24 protein-coding genes are annotated in these 26708 nt (G+C 63.3%); 10 read left to right on the forward strand and 14 right to left on the reverse strand.

The window, feature by feature from the left end; genetic code table 11:
• Window positions 1–34 precede the first annotated feature (34 nt).
• From SIN08_RS04710 to dctP, 3 genes are all read right to left on the reverse strand, one after another.
• Window positions 35–1000, reverse strand: coding sequence for a tripartite tricarboxylate transporter substrate binding protein (locus tag SIN08_RS04710; protein ID WP_322450421.1), 966 nt, complete (start codon window positions 998–1000; stop codon window positions 35–37).
• Between the two features lie 889 nt (window positions 1001–1889).
• Entirely contained in the window at window positions 1890–2270 is a 381-nt protein-coding gene (locus tag SIN08_RS04715) for a carboxymuconolactone decarboxylase family protein (protein ID WP_322450422.1), read from the reverse strand.
• Between the two features lie 202 nt (window positions 2271–2472).
• Window positions 2473–3540, reverse strand: coding sequence for a TRAP transporter substrate-binding protein DctP (dctP, locus tag SIN08_RS04720; RefSeq protein WP_322450423.1), 1068 nt, complete (start codon window positions 3538–3540; stop codon window positions 2473–2475).
• A 206-nt stretch (window positions 3541–3746) separates the two neighbouring features.
• Here dctP and SIN08_RS04725 point away from each other — a divergent pair, with 206 nt between their 5' ends.
• The 5 genes from SIN08_RS04725 to SIN08_RS04745 all read left to right on the forward strand — a co-directional run bounded on the left by SIN08_RS04725 (window position 3747) and on the right by SIN08_RS04745 (window position 10531).
• Complete coding sequence (locus SIN08_RS04725; RefSeq protein ID WP_322450424.1) at window positions 3747–5804, forward strand: TRAP transporter large permease subunit; 2058 nt, start codon at window positions 3747–3749, stop codon at window positions 5802–5804.
• Window positions 5805–5922: 118 nt separating this feature from the next.
• Window positions 5923–6771, forward strand: coding sequence for an FAS1-like dehydratase domain-containing protein (locus SIN08_RS04730; RefSeq protein WP_322450425.1), 849 nt, complete (start codon window positions 5923–5925; stop codon window positions 6769–6771).
• A complete protein-coding gene (locus SIN08_RS04735; protein WP_322450426.1) occupies window positions 6768–7949 on the forward strand; it encodes a CaiB/BaiF CoA-transferase family protein in 1182 nt (393 codons plus the stop codon). Before SIN08_RS04730 ends, SIN08_RS04735 begins: the two co-directional genes overlap by 4 nt.
• The gene (locus SIN08_RS04740; protein WP_322450427.1) at window positions 7946–9106 is read left to right on the forward strand and encodes an acyl-CoA dehydrogenase family protein; all 1161 of its coding nucleotides are present in this window, start codon (window positions 7946–7948) and stop codon (window positions 9104–9106) included. Before SIN08_RS04735 ends, SIN08_RS04740 begins: the two co-directional genes overlap by 4 nt.
• Window positions 9107–9118: 12 nt before the next feature.
• Entirely contained in the window at window positions 9119–10531 is a 1413-nt protein-coding gene (locus tag SIN08_RS04745; protein WP_322450428.1) for an MmgE/PrpD family protein, read from the forward strand.
• Between the two features lie 138 nt (window positions 10532–10669).
• Here the strand turns inward: SIN08_RS04745 and SIN08_RS04750 are convergent, their stop codons facing one another.
• The 6 genes from SIN08_RS04750 to SIN08_RS04775 form a co-directional block, all read right to left on the reverse strand.
• Window positions 10670–11893, reverse strand: coding sequence for an ABC transporter substrate-binding protein (locus SIN08_RS04750; RefSeq protein ID WP_416208014.1), 1224 nt, complete (start codon window positions 11891–11893; stop codon window positions 10670–10672).
• A gap of 31 nt (window positions 11894–11924) precedes the next feature.
• Complete coding sequence (locus SIN08_RS04755) at window positions 11925–12632, reverse strand: ABC transporter ATP-binding protein (protein WP_322450430.1); 708 nt, start codon at window positions 12630–12632, stop codon at window positions 11925–11927.
• On the reverse strand, window positions 12625–14388 hold the full coding sequence (locus tag SIN08_RS04760) for a branched-chain amino acid ABC transporter ATP-binding protein/permease (RefSeq protein ID WP_322450431.1): 1764 nt from the start codon (window positions 14386–14388) through the stop codon (window positions 12625–12627). The genes SIN08_RS04755 and SIN08_RS04760 overlap by 8 nt, the downstream gene beginning before the upstream one ends.
• Window positions 14388–15344 (reverse strand): branched-chain amino acid ABC transporter permease, encoded by a 957-nt coding sequence (locus SIN08_RS04765; RefSeq protein WP_322450432.1) that lies wholly within the window; start codon window positions 15342–15344, stop codon window positions 14388–14390. Before SIN08_RS04765 ends, SIN08_RS04760 begins: the two co-directional genes overlap by 1 nt.
• A gap of 42 nt (window positions 15345–15386) precedes the next feature.
• Complete coding sequence (locus tag SIN08_RS04770) at window positions 15387–16124, reverse strand: SDR family oxidoreductase (RefSeq protein WP_322450433.1); 738 nt, start codon at window positions 16122–16124, stop codon at window positions 15387–15389.
• A 153-nt stretch (window positions 16125–16277) separates the two neighbouring features.
• Window positions 16278–17744 carry an aldehyde dehydrogenase gene (locus SIN08_RS04775; RefSeq protein WP_322450434.1) on the reverse strand — a complete coding sequence of 489 codons (1467 nt, stop codon included), beginning with the start codon at window positions 17742–17744 and terminating at the stop codon, window positions 16278–16280.
• Between the two features lie 139 nt (window positions 17745–17883).
• Between SIN08_RS04775 and SIN08_RS04780 the strand changes: the two genes are divergently transcribed.
• From SIN08_RS04780 to SIN08_RS04800, 5 genes are all read left to right on the forward strand, one after another.
• Complete coding sequence (locus SIN08_RS04780; protein ID WP_322450435.1) at window positions 17884–19143, forward strand: ABC transporter substrate-binding protein; 1260 nt, start codon at window positions 17884–17886, stop codon at window positions 19141–19143.
• A 91-nt stretch (window positions 19144–19234) separates the two neighbouring features.
• Window positions 19235–20095, forward strand: a complete 861-nt coding sequence (locus SIN08_RS04785; RefSeq protein ID WP_322450436.1) for a branched-chain amino acid ABC transporter permease — start codon at window positions 19235–19237, stop codon at window positions 20093–20095.
• Complete coding sequence (locus SIN08_RS04790) at window positions 20092–21066, forward strand: branched-chain amino acid ABC transporter permease (RefSeq protein WP_322450437.1); 975 nt, start codon at window positions 20092–20094, stop codon at window positions 21064–21066. Before SIN08_RS04785 ends, SIN08_RS04790 begins: the two co-directional genes overlap by 4 nt.
• The gene (locus tag SIN08_RS04795) at window positions 21063–21785 is read left to right on the forward strand and encodes an ABC transporter ATP-binding protein (protein ID WP_322450438.1); all 723 of its coding nucleotides are present in this window, start codon (window positions 21063–21065) and stop codon (window positions 21783–21785) included. Before SIN08_RS04790 ends, SIN08_RS04795 begins: the two co-directional genes overlap by 4 nt.
• A 29-nt stretch (window positions 21786–21814) precedes the next feature.
• A complete protein-coding gene (locus tag SIN08_RS04800) occupies window positions 21815–22516 on the forward strand; it encodes an ABC transporter ATP-binding protein (RefSeq protein WP_322450527.1) in 702 nt (233 codons plus the stop codon).
• Window positions 22517–22676: 160 nt separating this feature from the next.
• Here SIN08_RS04800 and SIN08_RS04805 read toward each other — a convergent pair whose 3' ends face one another.
• The 5 genes from SIN08_RS04805 to SIN08_RS04825 all read right to left on the reverse strand — a co-directional run bounded on the left by SIN08_RS04805 (window position 22677) and on the right by SIN08_RS04825 (window position 26450).
• Complete coding sequence (locus SIN08_RS04805) at window positions 22677–23477, reverse strand: N-acyl homoserine lactonase family protein (protein WP_322450439.1); 801 nt, start codon at window positions 23475–23477, stop codon at window positions 22677–22679.
• A gap of 30 nt (window positions 23478–23507) precedes the next feature.
• Window positions 23508–24350 carry an alpha/beta hydrolase gene (locus tag SIN08_RS04810; protein WP_322450440.1) on the reverse strand — a complete coding sequence of 281 codons (843 nt, stop codon included), beginning with the start codon at window positions 24348–24350 and terminating at the stop codon, window positions 23508–23510.
• On the reverse strand, window positions 24343–24741 hold the full coding sequence (locus tag SIN08_RS04815; RefSeq protein WP_322450441.1) for a hypothetical protein: 399 nt from the start codon (window positions 24739–24741) through the stop codon (window positions 24343–24345). Before SIN08_RS04815 ends, SIN08_RS04810 begins: the two co-directional genes overlap by 8 nt.
• Before the next feature lie 127 nt (window positions 24742–24868).
• Window positions 24869–25267 (reverse strand): cupin domain-containing protein, encoded by a 399-nt coding sequence (locus SIN08_RS04820; protein WP_322450442.1) that lies wholly within the window; start codon window positions 25265–25267, stop codon window positions 24869–24871.
• A 274-nt stretch (window positions 25268–25541) separates the two neighbouring features.
• Window positions 25542–26450 carry an NAD(P)-dependent oxidoreductase gene (locus SIN08_RS04825; protein ID WP_322450443.1) on the reverse strand — a complete coding sequence of 303 codons (909 nt, stop codon included), beginning with the start codon at window positions 26448–26450 and terminating at the stop codon, window positions 25542–25544.
• Between the last annotated feature and the right edge of the window lie 258 nt (window positions 26451–26708).

Here is a 26708-nt window from a genome sequence, read left to right on the forward strand (position 1 = left end):
ACGGCGCCCGTCCATCTCGTAGTTGGAGCGGGCACTAAAGGCCCAGCGTGCCGATCAGTTCACGAACCTGCTCCTCCTCGTTGAGGAGGAAGGCCTTGAAGTCGTCCGAGTTGCGCCACCGCAGGCCGAAGCCGCGCGAGACCATCGTCTGCTGGAAATCCTCATCATTGTAGATGTCTTCCATGGCCGTCTCCAGCTGATCGGCGATCTCCTGGGGCAGGCCGGCGGGAGCGACAAGCCCGCGCCAGGCGCCCAGTTCGAGCTCCAGCCCGGTCTCTTCCTCCAGCGTCGGAATGTCGGGAAAGGCCTGCAGCCTTTCGGAGCCGAAGACGGCGAGTCCCTTGACCTGTCCGGCTTCGATCAGCGGACCGGCTTCCGGTACCGAGCAGGGCACGACATCAAAGCCGCCGGCGACCATCTCCTGCAGCGCCGCCGCGGCGCCCTGGCCGGAGATCATACGCACCTGCGAAAGATCCACCTCCCATTCCTGGAGCAGCGTTGCCAACGCGATCGGCCAGGAGCCGCCGCAGCCGCCGCCGCAGGCTATGTCGTAGGCGGCCGGATCGGCCTTGATGTCGTCCAGCGCCTGCGTGATCGAATCCCACTCCGAATCCTGGCGGACGTGGAAGCCGGCGGGATCGAAATTGTACTGGGCGATCGGCGTCAAGTCGTCGACGTCGAAATCACCCTGGCCCATCGGTTTGTAGTGGGCGAAGTTGTAGGCGATGCCGAGCGTGTAACCGTCAGGGTCGGCCTCGGTCATTGTCGTAAACCCGACGACGCCGCCGCCCTGGCCCTGGTTGACCACGTTGACCGGCTGGCCGAGGCGCTCTTCGAGCTCCTGCGCAAGCAGGCGCCCCGTCGCGTCGGTGCCGCCGCCGGCCCCGGCCGGGACGATCAAGGTCAAGGGGCGCTCCGGCCACTGGGCAAGAGCCGCCCCGTTCAGCGCGAGCATCCATCCGATGGCGGTGGCGGTTATGGAAAAGGCGATCTTCATCATTTCCTCCCTGTGATATCCTGTAATATATCAATAACGTGCCGTGTGGTGTCAACACACGCCTTGCGGGTCCGGTGGCAGCGGGGGAATCATGGGCGCGCTAGGATGAGGCACGGGACTGTGTCCTTCGTGCTGGCGTCAACGGCGGTGAAATCCTGGTGACGACAATCGAAAGCAAGAATGCCATGTGAAATTAAGGCACGAGCCTGACGGCACGTGGAGATGTTTATGGCTGACGATTCGTCACCCAGCGGGATCAAGGGCCTCGAGCGGACCTCGCCCGTCACCTCCACCACCGCTATTGAGCCTTTCACGGACGGCATAGGGTCGCCTCACACTCGCCATAGGGCACCCAGATGTTCTTGTCCTGGGTGCGCACTTGTACATACCACTCCCCCGAACCAATTTTACGAAGGTCGCCGTTCGTTGAACTCCTTCCCGGCGTGTGCGTTCGGTGTGCACAGAGAGATCAAAGTGCTAAAAGCGTGTGCAATCTGGTCCAAAAGCCAATGCACACGTTCTCGATCAGCTCCATGACAATGCAGGAAGATGCAGTATAACCAAGCCCTTAAGTTCGCCGTCGCACCCATGATGGACTGGACGGAGAATCCTTAGATCTCAACTTGTTAATGAGATCCCCGTGCATTTTCTGTGCAGTGACAAAGCGAAAATGAACGGATACCTGTTTCAGTGAGAGCGAAGTCCAGAAGCTAGCTAGATGTGGCTTTCTGGCGCTTCGTCGCTACGGATGATCTTCGCCGCACGGGTTCGACGCTTGTCAGTGAAGCGGCTTGAATGGCGACTGGTTCGAGAAGTGGACGCCAACGCGCGCTGGATACGCGTTCCGTCCTGTCTGTCGAAGGCCGGGTAGATGGAAGGGGGCGCGGGCTGCTTAGAGCTGCCCGGCCTCCTCCAGAATCCTGCGCGCGATGCGGAAGCATTCGACTCCGCATGGAACGCCGCCGTAGATCGCGACGACATGGACGGCCGCGCGGATCTGTTCCTTGGTAACACCGTTACGCAGGGCGCCGCGGCAATGGGTCTCCCATTCGTGCCAACGGCCGAGCGCTCCGAGCATTGCGAGATTCATGAGGCTGCGCGTCTTCGGGTCGATTGCATCGTCGCCCCATCCAAAGCCCCAGCACCACGCCGTCATCGCCTCCTGAAATGGAAGGCTGAAGTCATCCGCCGAGGCGAGATTCTTCTCGACGTACTCCGCGCCAAGCGTCGCCTTGCGCTTTGCCAATCCCTTGTCGAACAGTTTGTCGTCCATCTAGCTCTTCACCTTCCTGATAATGCCTGGTCGCCTTACGGAGCCCGGTCTGTTGGGCCATGGGGAACGGTGGCACCCACCGTGCATTGTCCCGTGCGAAGCGAGACAATGCAGCTCCCGCGACGCCGGGCGCGGCGGGAGGAACTTTCGTGGCGCGCAAGCACGCGCCGGCACTGATGCTGTCTTGCAGGCAAGCCCGCAGTCACTTTCCAAGAACGGCACGCGCGCGCTCGACATAGGCCTCGCCGTCGAAGCCGAGCTCCCGGGCCCGGTCGTAGAAGGCCTGATAGGCAGCCTCGGCATATTCTGGCGCGGTTACGCGGTTGACCTCGCTCTGTGGCGCCGTCCAGTACTCGATCCCTGCCGCTTCCATGTCGGCGACGGCGGCATTGACATAGTCATAGAAGTTATAGAGCGCCTCGTGCTCGAGATCGTCCATCTCCGCTTGGATCGCGGTGCGCAGGTCCTCGGGGATGGATTCCCATACATCCTTGTTGATGATGACGACCCAGCCGGTGATCGGCCCGATCTGCCAGTTCTGGACGTTTTCGGCCAGCCGCCAATATTCCTGGCCGTTGCCGTAGCAGGTGGATGTGAAGACACCGTCGATGACGCCGCGTTCGAGCGCCGGCGGTATCTCGGAGAGCGGCAGGGGTGCCGGCTCCGCCCCGATTGCCTCCATCAGCGCGGCCGTCTGGGGATTGTGGACCCTGAGCACCTTGCCGCGGAAATCCTCCAAGGTGCGGATCGGTTCTTTCGAGAACAGCGCCTGGCTGCACCAGGCCCCTTCGGCCAGAACGACAGAGTTCCAATTCTCCTCCCACAGCCGCTCCACGTCTTGGCACCAGAAGGCTTCACAGAGATAGGTGTATTCGGCCATGTTGTTGACGAGGCCGGGCAGGTTGAACAGACCCATCCGTGGATCGTCGCCCGCCAGATAGGTGTGCAACGCGCCGGACATCGGCACGCGTCCATCCCTTACAGCGGCGGTGATCTGCGTGCCGCCGACCAGCGAATCGTTGAGCGTGACCTGAACCTTCCCGCCGGTCGCTTTGGAGATGCGCTCGGGCACCTGCTCCATCATGGCCGTGTAGAGCGAGTTCGGAGACGCAAGCACACCCATCGTGAGGTCGAAGTCCTGGGCGGCCGCCTGCGAGGGCAGGGCCAACATGGCGGAAACGGCAAAGCCGAACGCAACGGCACGCGTAGCCACGCTGCCGATCAGCGACGCAATTCCGCAGGCACCCGCCTTGTCGAGTTTCCTTGTCATGCTGTTCCTCCCTGGTTGTATGGGCGCGGCCGAACTGCCCTCTGAAATCGGATGCACTGACAATAATACAATCACACAGGACATTGCAACGGTCGAAAGCCGATGCTAGCTTCGGTCGTGTTTTCCCTGTCTGCCGCGCGGCCGGTGTCGGTAGAGATGCAGCTGTGTCATGTGCCGGCGAGGGGAGCTTGAGCGGGAGGATTCAGATGCAGCACGCGGAGGAATGCGTGGATACGCCCTCGTCACCTTCGGGCGAAGCCACATCCACCATTATCCTCATCGACCGCGTCAGCGATGCAACGGGATATCTCAGCGCGCTCGCACTCGTGGTGATGACCTCGATCGTCTGCTTCGAGATCTTTTCCCGATATGCGCTCAACGATCCCACCTATTGGGGCACGGACATCGCCACCTACATCCTGGTCGGCATGACCTTTCTGGGGCTGGCCCAGGCGCAGAGGGCCGGCGACCACGTGCAGGTGGAGCTCGTGCTCGCCAACCTGCGGGCGGAGCGGCGCCGCGTCTTCGAGATCTTCGCCAATTGGCTCGGACTCGTTTTCGTCCTGTTCACCGGCTGGCAGATGGTGATCTTCAATTATCAGGAATATGTGAACGACACCCGCGACTGGGGTCTGCTGGGCACCCCGCAATGGATCCCGCAGGTCCCTGTCTCCATCGGCTATCTCGCCTTCGCGCTAGCCATTTTCGGGGATATCCTCAGGAGCAGCCGACCGTATCGCTCCGTTTCCGTGGTGGTGCCGCTGCTTGCGCTCGGCCTTCCCCTGTTCCTTGTCTGGCTCGGCATCGGACCGGTTCGACCCACTGGTTGGCCCCTCGATTACGGTTCGATGGCCATAGTGGTGGTGGCGCTGGCCGGTGTGCTCGTCGTCAACGGCCCTAGGATGCTCCTTGCCGTGGGGGCCGCGATCGGCACTCTCGGCCTCGTCTATTGGACGGCCAAGGGGGCGGCCCTGCCGCTGATGGGCCTTCTCCTTGTCGCCACACTTCTAGGCCTGCTGCTCGTCGGGGTGCGTGTGGCGCTCACGCTCGGCATCGTCGGGCTTTTGGGATTGGTCTTCCTCCTACCCAACCCGCTGCTTTCCGTGCTGGCGGAGCGATCCTGGAACAGCGTCAACACCTTCACGCTGACCGCTGTGCCCATGTTCGTCCTCATGGGTGCGCTGCTCATCCGCAGCGGGGTGACCAGCGAGATGTTTGACGCGCTGACGCGCTGGTTCGGCCGCACGCCGGGCGGCGTGGCGCATGCGACGGTGGGCGCTTCGGCGGTCTTCGCTGCGGTTTCCGGCTCGAGCCTGGCCACGGCTGCCACGATGGGCAAAGTCGCCTGTCCGGAGATGATCAAGCGCGGCTATAGCCAGAGGCTCACCTTCGGGGTCGTGGCGGCGGGGGCCACGCTGGGAATCCTGATCCCGCCCAGCATTGCCATGATCATTTACGGCACCACAGTGGGCGTGCCGGTCACCCAACTTTTCGTCGGCGGCATCATTCCGGGCATATTGTTGAGCCTCGGCTTCATGGGCGGTGTGGCAGCTTGGTCCGTCTTGCGGCCTGCGGCGACGCCGCGCGGCGAGCACTTCACAATTGCGGAGAAGCTGAGGGGAACGGCCTCCGTCCTGCCGTTCGCCATCATCATCCTGATGGTGCTGGGCTCGCTCTATCTCGGCATCGCCACGCCGAGCGAGGCGGGCGCGGTGGGGGCGGCCGCCTCCTTCTTCATCTGCCTCCTGCGCCGCATGATCACGTTGCGGGCGATGGCGGAGATCGCGCTGGAGACGGTTCGCATCACGTCCTTCCTGCTGATGATCGTCGTCGGCGCGGCGATCATGAGCTGGGTTTTCGACTTCCTGCGCATCCCGCGGACGCTGGTGAACTATGTCGAGGCGACCGAGCTTGCGCCATGGATGATCATGCTGGTGATCGCTGCGATCTATGTGGTGCTCGGCATGTTCATCGAATCCATCTCCATGATGCTGATGACGCTACCCGTCACCTTTCCTATCATCATGTCGCTTGGGCTGGATCCGCTCTGGTTCGGCGTGGCGCTGGTAATTATGATCGAGGTCGGGCTCGTCACGCCGCCGGTCGGCATCGTTCTGTTCATCCTCCGAGGCGTTGCCAGCAGTGTGCCCTTGCGCGAGATCGTCTACGGCGTCCTGCCGTTTGTGGGCATCATGCTGGGGTTCCAGGTCCTGATCTATGCCTATCCGGAGATCGTGACCTGGCTGCCGGAACGGATGAAGTAACGGCAGCGAAACCGCCGGGGCGGCGCTGCGCAAGGAATCAAGATCATACGGTAAGACAATATTGTTGCGGCCCGCGGGCAGTCCCTTCTATCGTACCCAAGGCAGCCAGGAAACACATATGGAAACGCCGCTCGAAGACTGGATCGGGAAGTCCGAGACGCGCGAGGATGTCCTCACCGCGGAGACGGTCGCGCGCTTCCTCGCGACTCTCGACCGCGACGATCCTCCGCCCGGTGAGGGCTATCCCGCGCCGCCGCTTTCCCATTGGCTCGTCTTCCTGCCGTGCGAAAGGCAGTCGGGACTGGGGCCGGACGGCCAGGCCAAGCGGGGCGGCTTCCTGCCACCGGTCCACCATCTGCCACGGCGGATGTGGGCGGGGAGCAGGCTCGACTTTGCAGGTGACCTGCCGGTCGGCGCGCCGCTCGTGCGGCGATCGATCATCGCCTCCGTAAAGCGGAAGGAGGGGCGGGCCAGCGAACTCGTCTTCGTCACGGTCCGCCATGAGATCGGCAGACCCGACGGGCCGGTTCTTGTCACAGACGAACACGATATCGTCTATCGCGGCCTGCAGCAGCCGGCGGTGACGCCCGCACCGGAGAAACGGGAACCTGGCGAATGGCACCGCTTGCTGGCGCCGGATCCGGTCCTGCTCTTTCGCTATTCCGCGCTTACCTTCAACGGCCACCGAATTCATTACGACCGGCCCTATGTCACCGACGTGGAAGGTTATCCCGGCCTCGTCGTCCATGGCCCGCTGTCGGCCACGCTACTGCTCGATCTTGTTCGCCGCAAGCTGCCGGCGGCGCGGATCAAATCATTCGGTTTCCGCGCCGTCTCGCCGCTCTTCGACGGCCGGGAGATGCATCTCAACGGCAGTCCGCCGGACCGGGAAGGTAGGGTTGATCTCTGGGCGACGAATGCCGAGGGCGGCCTGGCGATGACGGCAACCGCCGTGGTGGAGACATGACGCGCCCGCTCGACGGAATTCTCGTCGTTAGCCTGGAGCAGGCCATCGCCGCGCCCTATGCGACGCGGCTGTTGGCCGACCAGGGCGCCCGCGTCATCAAGGTGGAACGGCCGGATGGCGGCGACTTCGCGCGCCAATACGACAAGCGCGCGCGGGGCGAGGCCAGCCACTTCGTGTGGACAAATCGCTCAAAGGAGAGCCTCACGCTCGACCTGAAGAAGCCGGAGGCAGTCTCCGTGCTCAGGCGGCTTATAGAGAAGGCTGACGTCTTCGTGCAGAACCTGGCGCCGGGCGCGGCCGACCGCCTTGGACTTGGCCACGAGACGCTCCGTGCCGAAAACGAAAGGCTGATCACCTGCGCGATCTCCGGTTATGGAGAAGGCGGCCCCTATGGCGGGAAAAAGGCCTACGACCTCCTGATCCAGGCCGAGGCCGGTTTCCTCTCCGTCACGGGCACGCCGGAGGCGCCGGCCAAGGCGGGGATTTCTATTGCCGATACCGCGGCCGGCGTCTCGGCCTACAGCACTATCCTCGCTGCGCTCCTGAACCGTCACAAGACCGGCAGGGGCGACCACATCGAGATCTCCATGCTGGAAGCCATGGCCGAGTGGATGGGCTATGCCATGTATTTCGCCACCGATACGGCGGAGCCTCCGCGGCGCGCCGGAGCAGGTCACGCGACCATATTTCCCTACGGCCCTTATGACACCTCCGACGGCACGGTATTATTCGGCCTGCAAAACGACCGCGAATGGCAGGCCTTCTGCCGCCTCGTGCTGGAGCGGGAGGATCTTGCGGTGGACGAGCGCTTCAAGGGGAATGCGGGCCGTACGAGACACATGGAACTGCTCGATCCGCAGATCAGGTCGGCTATGGCCAAGCTGGCGACAGCAGAGGCCATGTCGAGGCTCGAGGCAGCCAACATAGGCACGGCGACCGTCAACGACATGGCCGCGCTCTGGGCGCATCCGCAGCTTGCCGCGCGCGGGCGATGGCGGGATGTCGGCATGCCTGGCCGCACCATCCCGGCCCTTCTGCCGTTCTCAGGTGCGGCGTGGCAGCCGCGGCTCGGCCCCGTTCCCGCTCTTGGTGAGCATACCACAGCCATTCTCCGCGAGATCGGATTGGGTGAGGAAGAGATTACCGCGGTAGGAAGCCAAGGAAGCGAGTCGCCATGAAAGCCACGCATGACGAACATCAAGACCTGCGCGAGGCGCTGCGCACGCTTTGTGCCGGCTTTCCGCCGGAGTACCACCGCAGGCACGGCGCCGATCGGACCTATCCGGAAGAATTTGTCGAGGCGCTGACCAAAGCCGGGTGGCTCGCGGCCATGATTCCCGAAAAATATGGCGGCTCCGGGCTGGGGCTCGTGGAGGCCTCCATCATCATGGAGGAGATCAACCGGGCAGGCGGCAATGCGGGCCACTGCCACGGCCAGATGTACAATATGGGCACGCTGCTGCGTCACGGCTCTGAGGCACAAAAGGAGAAATATCTGCCGAAGATCGCTTCCGGAGAGCTGCGCCTGCAATCGATGGGCGTCACCGAACCGACGACCGGAACGGACACCACGAGGCTGAAGACCACGGCGGAAAAGAAGGGCGACCGCTATCTCGTCAACGGCCAGAAGGTCTGGATCTCGCGCATCCAGCATTCCGATCTGATGATCCTGCTCGCCCGCACGACTCCATTGGCCGAGGTGAGGAAGAAGTCCGAGGGCCTTTCCATCTTCCTGGTCGACCTGCATGCGGCGATCGGCAACGGGCTGACGGTGAAGCCCATCCGCAACATGGTGGGCCACGAGACGAATGAGCTGTTTTTCGACGACCTGGAGATTCCGGCCGAGAACCTGATCGGCGAGGAGGGCAGGGGATTCCGGTACATTCTCGACGGGCTCAACGCGGAACGCACCTTGATTGCGGCCGAATGCATCGGTGACGGCTACTGGTTCACCGAAAAGGCGGTAGCTTATGCAAGGGAGCGGCGGGTCTTCGACCGCCCGACCGGTCAGAACCAGGGCGTCCAGTTTCCCATGGCCCGCGGCTATGTGAACATCGAGGCGGCGAACCTGATGCGCTTCAAGGCGGCGCGGAAGTTCGACGCGGGGGAAGACTGCGGTGCGGAGGCCAACATGGCCAAGCTGCTGGCGGCGGACGCCTCCTGGGAGGCTGCCAATGTCTGCTTGCAGACCTATGGCGGCTTCGGTTTCGCCGAGGAATATGACGTCGAGCGCAAATTCCGCGAGACGCGGCTCTATCAGGTCGCGCCGATCTCGACCAACTTCATCCTCTCCTATGTGGCAGAGCATGTCCTCGGCCTGCCACGTTCCTTCTAAAGGGATCGAGCCATGGGCGAACGCAATCCACTTCTTGGGAAGGCAAAAGGCACGGAGACAGCGGAACTCGCCGCCTTTGCGGCGGGACTCAGCTACGAGGCCATTCCCAATGACGTGATCGCGCGCATAACCGAGCTTTTCGTCGATTGGGTAGGATCCGCGCTTTCCGGCAATGGGCAGCGGCCGATTTCGGCCCTCGAGCAATATGCCGATGAGATGGGACCCGCGGCTGGCCCGGCGGAGATCCTGACCAACCACCGCACGACATCCCCCATCTTCGCCGCTGCGGTGAACGCCGCCGCTAGTCACGTCTCCGAACAGGACGACGTCCACAACGGCTCTGTCTTCCATCCGGCGGCCGTCGTGTTCCCGGCGGCGCTCGCGACGGCGCAGGCACTCGGCGCATCGGGCCGCGACCTTCTGGCCGCATCGGTGGCTGGCTACGAGGTCGGCATCCGGGTCGGCGAATTCCTCGGCCGCTCGCATTACACGGTCTTCCACACCACGGGCACGGCGGGCGCTCTTGCCGCGGCCGCAGCCGCCGGGCGACTCCTGGCTTTCGGTCCCGCGACCATGCTCCATGCCTTCGGCTCTGCCGGAACCCAGACGGCAGGCCTTTGGGAATTCCTGCGCGATGCTGCCGATTCCAAGCAGCTTCACACGGCCAAGGCCGCGGAAAACGGGCTTATGGCGGCGTGGCTCGCCAGGAATGGTTTTACGGGCGCAAAGAAGATTCTGGAGGGCAGGCAGGGGCTTGCGGCGGGAATGTCGAGCGATGCCGATCCCGCGCGGCTGCTCGACCGCCTGGGTGAGCGTTGGGCAGTGACGGAAACCTCCTTCAAATTCCACGCCTCCTGCCGGCATACGCATCCCGCCGCCGATGCGCTGCTTCAGGTGATCGAAACGCATAACCTTGAACCGGAAGACGTCGCCGAAGTCGTCACGCATGTACACCAGGGCGCGATCGACGTTCTCGGCGCCGTTTCGATGCCGCAGTCCGTTCATCAGGCCAAGTTCTTGATGGGCACCACCCTCGGCCTCGTGGCGGTGCACCGCCGCGCCGGGCTGGCGGAGTTCGCACAGGTGCTCAACGACGCCAAGGCGCTCTCCTTCATCGAGCGCACAAGAATGGTGCTCGACCCGGAAGTGGACAGCGCCTATCCGGCGCGCTGGATCGGCAAGGTGACCGTCATGACGGTCGAGGGCCGCGAGCTTCACGGTCGCGTCGACGAGCCGAAGGGTGACCCGGGGAATACGCTTTCGCGTGACGAAATCGAGGCGAAGTTCTGCTCGCTTGCCCTTTCCGGCGGCGCCGTGCGTGAGGGTGAACTCGGCCCGCTGCTCGATCGGCTCTGGCGAATCGGGGAGATTGAGCGCGTCAAAATCTTGTTGCCTTCCAACATGGAAGCGTCGAAAATCGCGTGACGTATCACGCGATTTCTTGGCCGCCGGGGGTGCAAGCATGGCGACAATCCCCGGCCGCCGACGGCCGGCGATTGTCCCCGCCGGTCGTCGATCAGCCGATCAATCCAGGCACGCCGCGCGTGCCTCAACGATGTGTGGTCATTCGCTCGGCCAGCGCGGCTCGGCAACCGCCAGTTCTCCCGGGAACACCGTGACCGGCACACCGTCCTGCCACTGGATGATGGTCAGGCTGGCGCCGTCGCGGCGCCCCTTTTCGTCGAAGCTGATCGTGCCGCCGGGATAGTACTTGCTGGGTCCCGCATCGAGATTGCGCAGCGCCTCGGCCACCGCTTCGCGGTCGCGGCTGCAGGCTTCCTCCAGCGCGGTCTTGAAGATCCACATATCGCCATAGGTGGAGATGGCGTTCTGCGTCATCCACGGCTCGCCGTAGCGCTCGTTGAGCCGCTGGATCAGGTCCTCCTGGCCCTTCACGCCCCAGTTGGCGACTGCCGACATGACGCCTTCCAGAAGCGCGGGATCCATCACGTTCAGCACCTCCGGCTCCGCGATGGCGATGCCGAAGGAGATGGTCGGCACGTCGACGCGGAACTCCTGCATCTTCTGCAGGATGAGATTGGCATCGGAGATCACGGTCGGCAGGAAGAAAAGGAGGTCGGGCCGGCTCGTGCGAACGCGCTGCACCAGTGCGGAGGCGTCGGCAAGCGGTGGTGTGAAGACCTCTTCCATGACCACTTCGAGGCCGAGCTCGTCGAGCAGGCCGCTCTTCATGCGCTCGACCGAAGAGAGGGAGGCGGCGGTGTTGTCAGTGATGATCGCCACCGTGTTCGGGCGCTCGCCCGTTTGCTTTTCCGCCAGGTCCATGATGATCGGCAGGGCGATGGAGGCCTGCGCGCCGGCCGTGGCCGAGGTCTGGAAGACGTTCTTGAAGCCGCGCTCGGTGATCAGGTCCGAATAGGAGAGGGTGAGCAGCGGCAGGTTGGCGCGCTCCGTCACTTCCGTGACCGCCAGCGTAAAGGAACTGAGATAGGCGCCGGTGGCGCCGACGAGATCCGGATATTCGGCAACCATGCGCTGGGCTGCGTTTGTCGCCTTCTCGACGCTGTCGCCGCTGTCGATCACCACCAGCTCCAGCAGTGCGCCGTCAAGGCAGGAGATGCCGCCGGCGGCATTCACGTCTTCGATGCCGAGTTCGGCGCCCATCTGCATGACCTGGCCGGGGCGAGCGTAGATTCCCGAGACGGGAACGATAAGGCCGATCTGCACCGGCTCCGTCCCGTCCTGGCCCATTGCCGTTCCGGCCAACGCCAGGGCGGCAAACGGCGCGGCGGCGCTTGCAAGTAGAAGCTTTCGCAGGGTACGCATTGTCATTTCCTCCCTTTCTGATTTCGGGCAGTCACATGCCCAGATAGGCCTGCCGGATTCGGTCGTCGGCCTGCAGAGCCTGGCTGTTGCCTTCGAGGACGACACGTCCGGTCTCCAGCACATAGCCGTGGTCGGCGAACTGCAGCGCTTCGGCGACACGCTGTTCGACAAGCAAGATGGTCAAACCTGTGTCCTTGCGGATCTCGATAAGCTTGTCGAAAATGAAATCGGCGATGGCGGGCGCCAGCCCCATCGACGGCTCGTCGAGCATCAGGAGCTTCGGCGCCGAGGCGAGGCCACGACCGATCGCCAGCATCTGCTGCTCACCGCCGGAAAGCGTGCCGGCGAGCTGCTCCGCACGCTCACGCAGGACGGGCAGCCAGGCGAAGATCTTGTCGATGTTCGTCTTCCACGATTTCCGGCCGGCCTCCGTGAAGGCGCCCATCTCCAGATTCTCGAGCACAGTCAGCGAGGCGAAGACCTGACGCCCTTCCGGGACATGGGCGATGCCCAGATGCGGGCGGTCCGATGGCGCGATCTTCAAGAGATCCTCGCCTTCGAAACGGATCGCCCCGCCCATCGGCGAGACGGTTCCGGAGATCGACTTGAAGAGCGTCGTCTTGCCCGCGCCGTTCGGCCCCACGATGGAGACGAACTGCCCGGCTCCGACGGTGATCGAGACCTCCCGCAGCACCGGGACTTCGGAATAACCCGATGTCAGCTTGCTGATCTCAAGCATTGGCGGCCCACTTCGCTCCAAGATATGCCTCGATGACGCGCGGATCCCTGGTGATCTCCTGCGGCTTGCCTTCGGTGAGGAGTTGCCCGTGATCAAGCACTAGGAAACGGTCAACGAGCTGCACCATGGCCTGCATGGTGTGCTCGATGATGATGATGGTGAAGCCGGTGGCGGCGAGTTCGCGGATAACCTCAACCACCTCCTTCGCCTCGTCGCTGCCGAGACCAGCGAGCGTTTCGTCCAACAGGAGGATCTCCGGCTGGCCGGCGGTCGCGCGCGCAAGCTCCATCAGGCGCAGCTCCTTGGTGGTGAGCGCGGAGGCAACTCTGTCGGAAATCGGGGCAAGCCCCACGCGCCTGACGGCGTCGCGCGCGATCCGCTGTGCGTCCTCCTCGTCCTTCGCCTTCACATAGGCGCCGACCTTGACGTTGTCGGCCAGGCTCCAGCGCTTGAAGGGCCGCATGATCTGGAAGGTGCGCCCGACGCCTGCCCGGCAGATATAGTGGGGCTTGCGGCCGGCGAGATCTTCCCCGTGCAGCAGGACCTGGCCCGTGTCGGGCTTCTGAAAGCCGTTCAACAGGTTGAAAAGCGTCGTCTTGCCGGCACCGTTCGGGCCGATGATGCCGAGGATCTCGCCCTTGCGCACGGTGAAGCTCACGTCTTGGACGGCCTTCAATCCACCGAAGCTCTTGGAGATGTTGCACACGTCGAGCACGATCTCGTCGGATATGCTGCGCATGGGAACCCGGCCGGCGCTGCCGTGATCCGCCGCCCGCGCCGCTTCCTTGGCTTCGGAGCGGGGAGCGGAGGGGCGCCGTGCGCGAAACAGGTCGCGGCCTTTCCAGAAAACGCCTTCCGGCGCTGCGATGATGAGAACGATGATGGCGAGGCCGTAGACGACGCCCTGGATGCCCGGCAGGTAGGAACCGAGCTCGGCATGCAGCACTTCGGCAATCGGGATCAGGAAGGCAGCTCCGATGATCGGCCCCCAGACCGTGCCCACGCCACCGAACATCGCAACCGTCAGCGCCTGCGCGGAGACAAGCATGCCGAAGACCGAATTGGGCGTGATGACGAGGATCACCACCGCATAGAAGGAGCCGACGGCACCGGCAATGGCACCGCTCAAGGCGATAGCCTTCAGCTTCCAGTGCAGAACGTCCACGCCGGCAGCATCCGCGGCCGCTTCGTTCTGCTTGATGGCGACCAACGACATGCCGAAGCGCGAGCGCTCGACCCAGCGGCTGATGACGACGACCACCGTAAGCAGGACGAGCGCCAGCACCGTGTAGACCCGGCCGTCGCTGAACTGCATGTAGACGGCCGGATTTTCAAGCACGCGCGGGATGGTGATTTCGGGGTAACCGAGCCACTGGAACACGTAGTACATCGCGAGCGGATAGGCGAGCATAGAGAGCGCGAAGTAGTGACCGCGCAGGCGGAAAGTGGGCAGGCCGATGAGCACGCCGGCGAGCGCTCCGATGAGCGCCGATACCGGCAGCATGATCCATGGAGACAGACCGAGATTGATCTGCGCCAGCACCGTGGCGAAGGCTCCGAGGCCGAAGAAGGACGCGTGGCCGAACGAGATCAGCCCCGTATAGCCGCTTAGCATGTTCCAGGAGAGCCCGAAGGCCGCCCAGACGAGCACGAGGGTGATGATAAGCTGATAGTAGGAGTTCCTCACCAACATGGCGACGGCGAGATAAATCGCCGCGAAGACGAAGAACGGAACGAGGGAGCGGACGAATGCCATCAGGTACGCTCCGTGACCCGGCCGAAGAAGCCTTGCGGACGCAAGATGACGATCAGCAGGAAGAAGACGAAGATCGTGGCGTTCTGGAGTTGCGTCGGCAGAACGAGGATCGAAAGCTGCTGCACGAGGCCGATGGCCATGCCGCCCCAGAAAGCGCCGATGATGCTGCCGATGCCGCCCAGCACCACGCCGGCATACATGATGATCACATATTCGAGACCGACAAAGGGATGGAAGGGATAGTTGGTGGCGAGCAGACCACCCGCGACGGCCGTGACCGCCGTGCCGAGGGCAAAGGCAGTGCGATGGGCGCGGTCGACATCGATGCCCATATAGGTGGAGGCTTCCGGATTGTCCGCCGCCGCGCGCAGGGATTTGCCCAACCGCGAACGCGTGATGACCAGCCACAATGCGAGAATGATCGCGCCGGAAATCACTGCCGCCACCACGCGCGCCTTGTTGAAGAAGACGGCCATCACCTCGCCCAGCGGCAGCATCCATGCGTCGCCGGTGAGCGGGGTGCGGACGGATATGAGCTGTGCCCCGAACAGGATCATGGCGCCATTCTGCAGCACCAGCGCGATGCCGAGCGTCAGGATGAGTTGGGCGTAATGCCCTTCGGCTTCCATTTCGGCCGTGCGGATGCCGGTGACCTGCCGGATGAGCAGCCGGTGGACGCCGTAGCCGAAGGCGAAGAGCAGCGGGCCTGCGACAGCCACGGCGATGTAGGGGCCCGCCACGGTGCCGAACAGCGCCTGCACGCCGAAGGTGACGAGCAGATAATAGGCGGCATACATGCCCAGCATCATGAAATCGCCCTGGGCGAAGTTGATGACCCGCATGATGCCGAAGATCATGGCAAGGCCTACGCACATCAGCCCGTAGATCGCGCCTATGAGAATGCCGGTCGCCAGGGCCTGCAATATGCTTTCGGCAAGTATCTGAGCGTCCGTCATGAACAGGGCCTCTGAGTTGTTACCGCACGGCCGGTCACTGCCTCAGGGGCCGGCGATCGTCATGCCGGAATCGATCTTCAGCGTGATCCCGGTGATGTTCTTCGCCTCGTCCGAAGCCAGGAACACGGCAGAGTCCGCGATCTCCTCAGCAGTGGGCAGGCGCTTCAACACGGATTTTCCAGCACGGCTTTCCCAGCCGCTCGCGTCGATGACGGAATTGGCGCCCGGGGTCGGCACCGAGCCGGGCGCGAGGGCGTTGACGCGAATCCCGTGCGGGCCCAATTCGGCCGCCTGTTGGCGTGTGAGGGCATCGACCGCGCCTTTGATCGAGGTGTAGACGGCGGCGTTCGGGAACGCCATGGACACCGCGATGGAGGACAAATTGATGATGCTGCCCCCGCCGCGGCGGATCAGATGCGGCGTGGCCGCTTGAAAGCACCAGTAGACGCCCTTGACGCCGACATCGAGCATTTGGGAAGCAATGTCCTCCGGGAATTCGGCCAGCGGCGCGTAGTGAAAACTGACCGCATTGTTGACCAGAATGTCGAGCCCGCCGGATGCTTCCGCATGCGTATCGATGGCGTGGCGGNCCGCCACGTCGCATTGATAGGGGTGGAGGTCGAGGCCTTTCGCTCCGTCGATTGCCTTGCCCAGGAGCTCAGCATTGATGTCGGCCATTCCGACCCGGGCATCCTCGCGGGCCATGGCAAGCGCAATCGCTAGACCGATGCCACCGGCAGCGCCCGTTACGAACGCAGCCCTCCCCTGAAGGCGACCCATAGCTCCTCCCCAACACTGTTCAACGGCACGGGGCCGCTGCTAAAAAGTACTACGATAATACAATCATATTTTGAAAGCGCAACTGGCTTGATGCGCCGCGGACACATGATAGTGGCGCACAGCACGGCGACAGATCCGCCGCGCCATACGGGCTCACCGGATGATGAATGGATTGGCGACGGACGTCTCCGTGGCGATCCAGACGGACTTCACTTGAAGATATTCCCTGACGGCCTCCAGACCGCTTTCGCGCCCGATTCCGCTGCGCTTGTAGCCGCCGAAGGGCGAGGTGTAGCTGACGGCTCGGTAGGTGTTGATCCATATCGTGCCCGCCCGCAGCCGCTCCGACATCTTGAGCGCCCTCGCCATGTCCCTGGTCCAGACGCCGGCGGCGAGGCCGAACTGGATATCGTTGGCGATGCGGACGGCATCCTCGTCGTCCTCGAAGGGGATCACCGCCAGCACCGGGCCGAATACCTCCTCCTGGGCAATACGCATCCTGTTCGTCACGCCGGTGAAGATCGTCGGCTCTACGAATTGTCCGCCGGGTGCATCGGCTACGGGCTTGCCGCCGAGCACGCAGCGCGCGCCTTCCTCGCGCGCGATGGCGATGTAGTCGAGCACCTTTTTGAACTGGGCCGGCGTGGTGACCGGGCCGACATTGGTGTCGGGCAGCATCGGGTCGCCGGTCTTGGCCGCCCGTGCCACCTCGAGCAGGCGTTCCATGAACCGGTCGTGGATCGAACGCTGCAGGAGCAGGCGCGAACCTGCGATGCAGGTCTGCCCGGTCGCGGCAAAGATGCCGGAGATGGCACCCATCACCGCCGCCTCCATGTCCGCGTCTTCGAAGACGATGTTGGGCGACTTTCCGCCGAGTTCCAGCGAGACGTGCTTGATCTGCCGGGCCGCCGCTTCATAGACCTTCTGTCCGCCGATGTCGGAGCCGGTGAAGGCGATCTTCGCGACGCCCGGATGGTCGACCAGTGCCGCCCCGACCTCCGTGCCGAAGCCGGTCACCGTGTTGACGACGCCGGCCGGAAAGCCGGCCTTCTCGAAGAGCGACATGAATTCGAGGGTGGAAGCGGATGTGAATTCGGACGGCTTGACTACCGCGGTGTTGCCCGCGGCAAGCGCTGCGGCCAGCTTCCAGGAAAGCAGAAGCAGCGGCGAGTTCCACGGGGTGATCATACCGACCACGCCGAGCGGCTCGTAGCGGGTGAAGTTGAAGATGCCTGCTTTGTCCGACGGGATGACGGCTCCCTCTATTTTGTCGGCAAGGCCGCCATAGTAGCGGTACCATTCGGCCAGATAGCGGGTTTGCGACAGCATCTCGGCATAGAGCTTGCCGTTGTCACGCACCTCGATCTTGGCGAGATGCTCGGCCTTCTCCTCGATCAGGTGGGCCAGCCGGCAGAGTATCTTGCCCCGGGCCGACGGCTTCAGCGCGCTCCAGACCTCGAACGCTTCGCGCGCCGCCGAAACCGCCCGGTCGATGTCCTGCTTCGAACCGCGGGCGATCTGTGCCCAGGGCTGACCGGTATAGGGGTTGACGGTGTCGAACCAGTCGCCGGAGGCCGGATCTGAAAATGCGCCGGCGATGAAGTGACCGTAGCGTTCCATGCTTTTCCTGTCCTTCACGATGAGTGAGTTCGTTAGGGTGGCAGAAATCACCAAAATCGTCTAGCGTATGATTGTATGACTATTCTTGACTGCGCCCGGTGTGCGGAGGAAACTTCGGGCGAACAAAGGGAGGAAAATCATGAAGTCCGACAGGAACGAGTCAAAACTTGCGCCCGCTGTGTGGGAGCGGCTGGCCGACCTCCGGCCCAATCGCCGCACAGTTTTGGCGGCGGCCGCGGCGGCGCTCGCCACGCCCTACATTTCGCGGCTGGCGTGGGCGCAGGACAGCGTCAATGTGGGTGTCGTGGTCCCGCTGTCCGGCGCCAATGCGCAGTTCGGCGTCAATTCGCGCAACGGTATCGAGATGGTCGCCGAGCAGATCAACACAAACGGCGGCATCAAGGCGCTTGACGGCGCGAAGATCAACCTCATCGTGGCCGACTCGACCTCGACGCCGACGACCGCCGCCACCGTCGGGCAGCGCATGATCACACAGCACAACGTGGTGGCGATCCTTGGTGCCTATGCCTCGTCGTTGACGCTCGCCCTCTCGGAGGTGACAGAGCGACGGCGCATTCCTCTCATGACCATGTCCTTCTCCGACCAGATCACCGGGCGCGGCTTCCGTTACGTCTTCCAGGCCATCAACAAGGCCTCCACGCTGGGCGCGGCGCAGCTCGAAGGTACGGCGCAGATCGCCGGCGGTGCGGGGCAGGAACTGCAGAGCATCGCCATCATGTACGAGGACACCGCCTACGGGACCTCGCAGGCGGCCGGCCTGCGCGACACGGCGGCGAAGCTCGGCATCGAGGTGGTGATGGACGAGGCCTATCCGCTCGGCATCACCGACGTCACCCCGCTCATCAACCAGCTGCGCGCCACCGATGCGCAGGCCGTTTTCCCGTGCTCCTATCTGAATGACGGGCTGCAGATCATCCGCTCCATGCGCCAACAGAACATCACGCTTCCGGTGATCGGCGGCGCCGGCGGCTATGTCATCCCCGATTTCAAGGAGGCGCTCGGAGAGTTCGCCGACGGCGTGATGTCGATCGCGCCGGGCAATTACGACCAGGCACCAGAGCTCACCGACGTTTTCAGGGAGCGCTACGGATACTTCATGGTGCATGAGGCGCTGGAGCATGCCGTCTGCCTCGACGTTCTGGCCAAGGCGCTCGAGATCGCGGGCGAGGCCGATCCGGAGGCCGTGCGCGAGGCGCTTTCAAACACGCGCTTCGAGGGGGGATGGTGTGCGGCCATGCCCAACGATGCGGTCGACTTCGACGAGACGGGGCTCAACACGCTGGCGCGTCCCTTGATGGTGCAATGGCGCGGCGAGGATCTCGTCACGGTCTGGCCGGAAGATCTGGCCAGGGGCGAAGCCGTCTGGACCGGCGCTTGATCCAGACCGGCCGCCGCAATCAGCTCCCGTGCGCCTGGTGCGGGAGCGGTTTCATACGACAATCGAATGGCGTCGTCCTCGGAGTGTTTCGGTGACCTTCGTGCAAGCTGTAATCGACGGGCTGATGATCGGCGGCGTCTATGCCGTCATCTCCATAGGCCTCACCCTCGTCTTCGGCGTGATGGGCATCATCAATTTTGCCCAGGCCGAGTTCCTTATGCTCGGCATGTTCATCGCCTATTTCGCCTGGAAGTTCCTCGGGCTCGATCCTCTCATAGGGTCGCTTCTTTCGTTTGCGCTGATCTTCGGCCTGGGCATTCTGGTGCAGCGGACCCTCATACAGCGCGTGCTCAACGCACCACCGCTCGCCCAGATCTTCGTGACGGTCGGCCTTCTGATCGTTATAGAGAATCTTGCCCTTATCGCCTTCGGTTCTGATTTCCGCTCCGTTTCGACGGCATATCAGACGACGGCGCTGCGACTGGGGCCGCTTTTCATCAGCGTACCTTATCTTGCGGCATTTCTGATGTCTCTCCTGTGCGGTGTCGCGCTCTGGCTCTTCACCAACGGGACCTGGTATGGCCGCGCCATGCGGGCGACCGCCCAGGATCCGATGGCCGCTCACCTGATGGGCATCAATGCCGACCGGATGCGCCAGATCGCTTTCGGTCTCGGTGTAGGGCTTACGGCCTTCGGCGGCGCGGTGATCCTACCTTACTTCACCGTGCATCCGACGGTTGGCCAGCAATTCGTGGTGCTGATGTTCACGGTGGTTGTGCTGGGCGGGCTCGGCAGCGTGGCGGGAGCGGTCGTGGGCGGGTTGGCGGTCGGTGTCATCCAGTCGGTCTCGACCCTGTTCTTCCCGATCCAGCTCCAGAACCTGGTGCTCTTCATCGTCTTCATTACCATGCTGGCGCTGCGTCCGAACGGCCTTCTCGGGGGTGCCCGATGAGGTGGTGGATCGCCGGTGTGGCGGCAGTGGCCTTGGCTGCCGCCCTGCCACTCTTTCTCGACCCGCTCGGCTACGCCATCCGGGTGCTGACACTGGCACTGCTGTTCGCGGCACTGGGCCAGGCCTGGAACATCGTCGGCGGGCTTGCCAACCAGATCTCGCTCGGCCATGCGGCCTTTTTCGGCCTCGGTGCCTACACCTCCACGCTGCTGCTCATCCATTTCAGCGTCTCGCCGTGGCTCGGCATGCTGGCCGGGGCCGCTATCGCTGCCGTGGCCGCCTATCTGCTCAGTTTCCCGACCATGCGCTTGCGTGGGCACTATTTCGCGCTTGCCACCCTTGCCTTCAGCGAGGTGTTGCGGATCATCGCGATCTCCTGGTCGGGCGTAACGGGCGGTCCCGTCGGACTCTCGGTCCCGTTCGCGATGGAGGACAGCTTCGCGCTCCTCCAGTTCAGGAGCACCTTGCCCTACTACTACATCATTCTCGGGGCGCTTGTGCTGATCTCCTGCGTCTTTCTCGTCATCCGCCACAGCGCGCTCGGCTACCGACTGCGGGCGGTGAAGGAGAATGTCGAGGCGGCCGAAGTCATCGGCGTCGACACGACGCGGGTGAAGATCGTCGCCGCAGTGATCTCGGCCGCCCTGACGGCGATCCTCGGCACGCTTTACGCGCAGTTCAACTATTTCTTCGATCCGGATGCCGTATTCGGTATCGTGCCGGTCTCCATCCGTGCGGCGATCGTGACGATCCTCGGCGGCGCGGGCACTGTTCTGGGGCCGATTGTCGGCGCCTTCTTCATCATCCCGGTAGAGGAACTCGCCAACAGCTACCTGTCCTCGCAGATGGCGGGCCTGTCCCAACTTGCCTTCGGTCTCGTGCTGATCGCCGTGATCCTGGTCCAGCCGCGCGGCATTCTCGTGCTGATCAGGGATGGGGTGGCACGCTTCAGGAGAGGAGACGGGGCATGAACGGACCGCTCCTCGAGATCCGCGGAATCAGCAAGCGCTTCGGCGGGCTGCAGGCGCTGGAGGACCTGTCCTTCGATGTTTCGAAAGGCGAAATCGTCGGGCTCATCGGGCCGAACGGAGCGGGCAAGTCCACGCTTTTCAACACGCTTGTCGGCCTGCACAAGCCCACAGCCGGAGCAGTTCGGCTGGAGGGTAAGGATGTCACCGGCCTCAGGCCGCATCGCATCGCAAAGCGCGGCATGACGAAGACGTTTCAGAATGTCGCGCTCTTCGCGGAAACCTCCGTGCTCGACAACGTGCTGATCGGGGCTCTCCTGCGCGAGAGCGTTGCCGATGCCCGCGCGACCGCGCGAACCTGCCTGGAGCGGGTCGGGCTTGCCGACGTGGCGGAGAAGGCGGCGAGCGATCTTTCCTTTCCCGAACGCGCCCGGGTGGAGGTGGCGCGCGGCCTGGCCACGCGCCCGAAGGTCCTCTTGCTGGACGAGGTGATGGCCGCGCTTAACCGCGTCGAGATGGAGGAGATCATGGTACTCATCCGCTCGCTGCGGGAGGACGGCCTGACCGTGATCGTGGTGGAGCACCACATGCACGCCATCATGTCGCTGTGCGAGCGCATCGTGGTCTTGAATTTCGGCAGGAAAATCGCCGAGGGTTCGCCGCAGGAGATCTCGCGAAACCAGGAAGTCGTTCGCGCCTATCTGGGCAGGGAATACGCATGAGGGAGGTCGAGCACGTGCCGGGCGAGCCGCTGCTTTCCATAGAGGATCTTTACGCCGGCTATGACGGTGAGGTGCTGCACGGGGTCTCGCTGGAGGTGAGGGAAGGGGAGTTCGTCTGCGTTATCGGGGCCAATACGGCGGGCAAGAGCACGCTCCTGCGCTCCATCTCGCGTCTGGTTCCGCGGTCGCGCGGCAGGATCGTTTTTGGCGGGGCTGACCTCATGCGGCTTCAACCCTATGAAGTGCCGAAGCTCGGCATCGCCCACGTTCCCGAGGGTCGCCATCTCTTCCCGGACATGACGGTGGAGGAGAACCTGATGCTCGGAGCGTACCCGGTGCGGCGCGACCCTGGGCATGCGCGGCGACTGGAGGAATGCTTCGCGCTCTTCCCACGTCTCAAGGAAAGGCGGAACCAGCGGGCCGGCACGCTTTCCGGCGGCGAGCAGCAGATGGTCGCGCTCGGTCGCGCGATGATGCTCGGCATGCGAATGCTCATCCTGGACGAACCGAGCCACGGCCTTGCACCCATCGTCGTCGACCAGGTGCACGACGCGCTGGTGAAAATTCACGAGAGCGGCACGTCCATCCTGCTGGTGGAGCAGAACACCGCGCTCGCGCTGTCCGTGGCGTCGCGCGGCTACGTGCTTGAGTCCGGCCGGGTCGTGCTGAGCGACACGTCTCGGGCCCTGCAACAGAATCCGAAGGTCCGCGAGGCCTATCTCGGCCTGTAGGGAAGCCTATCGGCAGTTGGGGCGAGGTACGGCACCTCCAGATGTGCCGTGCTTCCTGCTTAAAGTATTTTGCAGCCAGATGGAATCATCTAGCGTCGCATAAATGCGGCGAAACAAATAGATAGGCCGGATCAGCGTTTCAATGAAACGATGAACCGGTCTAAGATTTCGGGTCGGCGTCGAGCCGCACCACCACGCCTTCAAGCCCCTGAGAGGGGGCGGGATAGCGGTCGAGGATGATCGGATCGTGTCCCGGGATCACGTTCGACCGGTCGTTCGCCAGATCCCACAGCCGTTCATAGCCTTCAAGCGTGTCGGCCAGGCTGTGCATGATGGGAAACGCGCGGCCCTGCTCCATATTTGCGTAGAAATGGCTGGCGTCCGACGCGACGACGAGCCAGCCGCGGCGGGTCCACACTCGCACGACCTGTAGCCCCTTGCTGTGGCCGCCGACGTGATGAACCGAAATGCCCGGAGCAAGCTCCGCTGCGCCGTCATGGAATTTGACGCGGCCGGCAAAGACCTTCCGGACCATGGCGACGACATCCTCCTCCTCGAACGGCGCCTTCAGCGCCGTATGGCACATACATCGGCCGGTGCAGTAGGCCATTTCAATGTCCTGCAGATGGTATTTCGCATTCGGGAAGAGGTCGTAATTGCCGCAATGATCGTAATGCATGTGCGTGAGGATCACGTCCTGGATCGAATCGGGATCGATACCGATGGCCTTCAGGCCCTCGCCAGGGGAACGCAGGAAATCCCGCTGACGCTTCTTGGCCATCGCCTCGTCGAAGCCCGTATCGACGATGAAGGTGCGGCCGTTGCCCCGGATCGCCCAGACGAAGTAATCGAGCGGCATCGGCACGTCATGCGGGTCTCCGCCGACGAAATTGTGGGCCGATCGCGCTGCGGGGTTGTGCGCATAGCGAATGGCGAAGACCTCATACGGCTCAGGCGACATGATGTTTCCTCCGTCAGGTGCGTTCGGCTGTCAGTCGGCTGCCATGAAGTCGAGCTCCGGCATCAGATATGTGCGGAAAAGCTCATAATTCTCGATCATCGGGAAATGCCCGATATTCTCCATCTCGGTGTAGCGGCACCCGGGGATTTCCTTGACGACCGCCTCGGTCATCGCAGGCGTGCAGGAATAGTCATAGCTGCCGGTAAGCAGGCTCACCTTGCACTTGGACGTGTCGATTCCCCTGATGTGCTCGCGCGCGTCGAAATCGAAACTGTAGAACATGACGTCGCCACGATAGACCCCGGGTCCCGACTGGGCGTAGTACCACCAATTGTCTCGCTTGCCCGCTTCCGGGCTGTGAGGCGCGTTCAGGCCCCATGTGTAGGTCGCCACCAGTTCGCCTCCGTGGACGGCCGGATGATGGAGAAATTCGTTGTAGCGTCCGGGGGCGTAGGCCGCGCTTTCCAGCCCGACGACGCCGCGGATCTCGTTCTGGAAGTCGCTTGCGATCCTCAGAACGATCGCCCCGCCCATGGAACAGCCCATGAAAACCGGACGCTCGACACCGAGCGCCCGCCAGACGGCCTCGATCGCAGCCAGATAGTCCTCGGTCGTCAATTCGTAAGCTTGCAGCCACCATCCTGCCGGCGGATCGGAGCGGCCGTGCCACGGCATGTCGAAGCAGATGACGCGGAAACGGTTCGTCACCTCACCATCGTTCATCAAGTGGCGGTATTGCCGGCTGTCGGCGCCGGCGGTGTGCAGGCAGATCAGCGGAATTCCCTGGCCCGCCTCCTCCACGAAGATGCGATGCTCCTTTGCCTTGATCGACACCTTCATGTAGCGGCCGGTGATGGGCTCGACCTCAGGCATATTGCTTCCCCACGCTGCGCATCAAGCCCATCATCCTGTGCAGCGCCCGTGCGTTCTGCATGGCGACCAGCGTGTCGCCTTCCAGCACAAACTCCGGCACCCGCATGATCATGGCGAAGATGTCGTGGTAGAGCGGGGGCGGCGTTTCTGAGAGAAAGCGTTCCCAAAGATCCGCCGGTCCCCTGATCTGGAAATGCGTACGCACGTCGAAGCGGGGGGAGGGGATGATTTCCTCGATCCTGCCCTTGCGCACCCGCAACACGTAGCGCCGCTCGCCAAAGGTAAGGCCCATATCCACGTCGAACCACTTACCCGTAACGGCAAGCTCCGGATCCCGGGCCACAGCCTCCTTGAAGTCCTCCATCCAGCCTTCGTCGGGAAAGCTTTTCATTGCTCCTCCTTACGCGCTATTCGCCTCATATGCGCGCCTCGCGGTGTTTCCCTGGCTGCGCGACCACCCGCTACTTGCTAAAGAACCTGGAACGGGCGGACACCCGGCATGTCGCAGCCGGGGCTCCTCAGTCGCCGGCATATTGCTCGTCGGTGACGTGCTCCAGCCATTCGACCACGTTCCCGTCATGGCCCTCCTGCATGGAGATGTGCGTCATCATGTTGTCCGGGGCTGCGCCGTGCCAGTGCTTTTCGCCCGGCGGGATCCAGACCACGTCGCCTGCCTTGACCTCGCGGATCGGGCCTTCCCAAGCCTGGATTCGCCCGGTGCCGGCCGTCACGAAGAGCGTCTGGCCCATCGGATGCGAGTGCCACGCCGTGCGTGCCCCGGGCTCGAAAGTGACTACATTCGATTTCAACAATGCCGGCTTGGGCGCGTCTATGACCGGATCTTGCCAGACGGTGCCGGTGAAGGCGCTCGCAGGGCCGCGCCGTGATGGTCTGGAGCCACAGGGTATGATTTCCATACTTCTCTCCCTCGTTATCTGTCCGATCAGGCCATTTGCCTGCTCGGCAAAACGCGCCACCTTATCCCATTGCCAGCCCCACGGGACGGCCGCCGCAAGTGCATCGGGCAGTGCCATCTGCGTTGAGCCCAGAGGGGGAGGAACGCGCTCTTATCAGGCACAATCAGCATCAATGGCAGCTTGTCGCGGCGCATTCCTCCGGCGCCAAATGCTTCCGGCGAACTTCATCATGCGCCCCGAATGAAGTCAATATGATTGTATTACGGTAATGTACTCAGCCGCTTTCAGCCGAGCGGTCCCGGATCTCGACCCCGTATTTTTTCTCCTCCAGGGTAACGATCCTGGTGAAATCGGAGTCCGGGCCGAGCGTGTCGACTGCCTTCTGCCACGCGTCGAGCACGGTCCTGCAGGCCTCCAGCGAGAGACCCATGCGCTCCGCCTCCTGCATGAAGAGCTGCACATCCTTGTGCATGAGCCCTGTCGCGAAGCCGTAGTCGAAGGTGCGCGGCAGGATGGAATTCGGAAATTTCTGCATGGTGGCCGTGTTGCGCCCGCTGCCGGCATTGATGACATCGACCATGATCTTCGGATCAAGGCCGGCCTTCGCCCCCATGACGATGGCTTCGGAACTGAGCACCATGGCGGCAGCCGAGAGCATGTTGTTGACGAGCTTCATCGTCTGGGCGAGGCCGGGCTTGTCGCTGACGTAGAACGGCTTGCCGATGGCCTCGAGCACGGATGTCAGGTCGGTGAAATCTTCGCGCTGACCGGAGAACATCACCGCTACGCTCCCCGCCTTCGCACCCGCGACACCGCCGCTGATGGGCGAGTCTATCCAGCGGACGCCGCGCTCTTTTAGCCGTTCGGCCAGGCTTGCGGCCATATACGGACCGGTGGTCGACAGGTCCACTACGCGCTTGACCTTGCTTCCCCATGCGATGCCGTTCTCGCCGAGCGCCACCGCTTCGACGATCGGCGGGGTTGGGAGGGAAAGGAAAATGGTCTCGACGGTGGAAGCAAGCTCGGACGGCGAAGCAGCGGACCCGGCGCCCTGCTTCACGAAACTCTCCACTGCGCTTTCCCGCGCGTCGTGAACGACGAGGGGAAAGCCGGCCCTCAGAATGTTTTGGGCCATCGGGGCGCCCATATTGCCCAGGCCGATAAATCCGAATGTCTCGCTCACAGTTTCCTCCAGATTGCGCAATAACCGCCACTCGCCTCACTTCGGCACCGACCGGTGAACGCGCGATAGCGGGGGCAGGCGGGAGATCGCCGGCCGGTTTGGGCCGCAGGAAGGCGGATTTTGTACCTATCTGCGGCCCACACCGGGGCCGCGACCACGGCCTAAGAATAGCAGTGATATTACAATAATACAATCCTGTCGCACTCATAGATTCGCGCAGGACGACGCCGTAGGCAAGGACAACCCGTGAGGGGGCCG

This window comes from Chelativorans sp. M5D2P16 (assembly GCF_034427935.1).
Classification (GTDB): Bacteria; Pseudomonadota; Alphaproteobacteria; order Rhizobiales; family Rhizobiaceae; genus Chelativorans.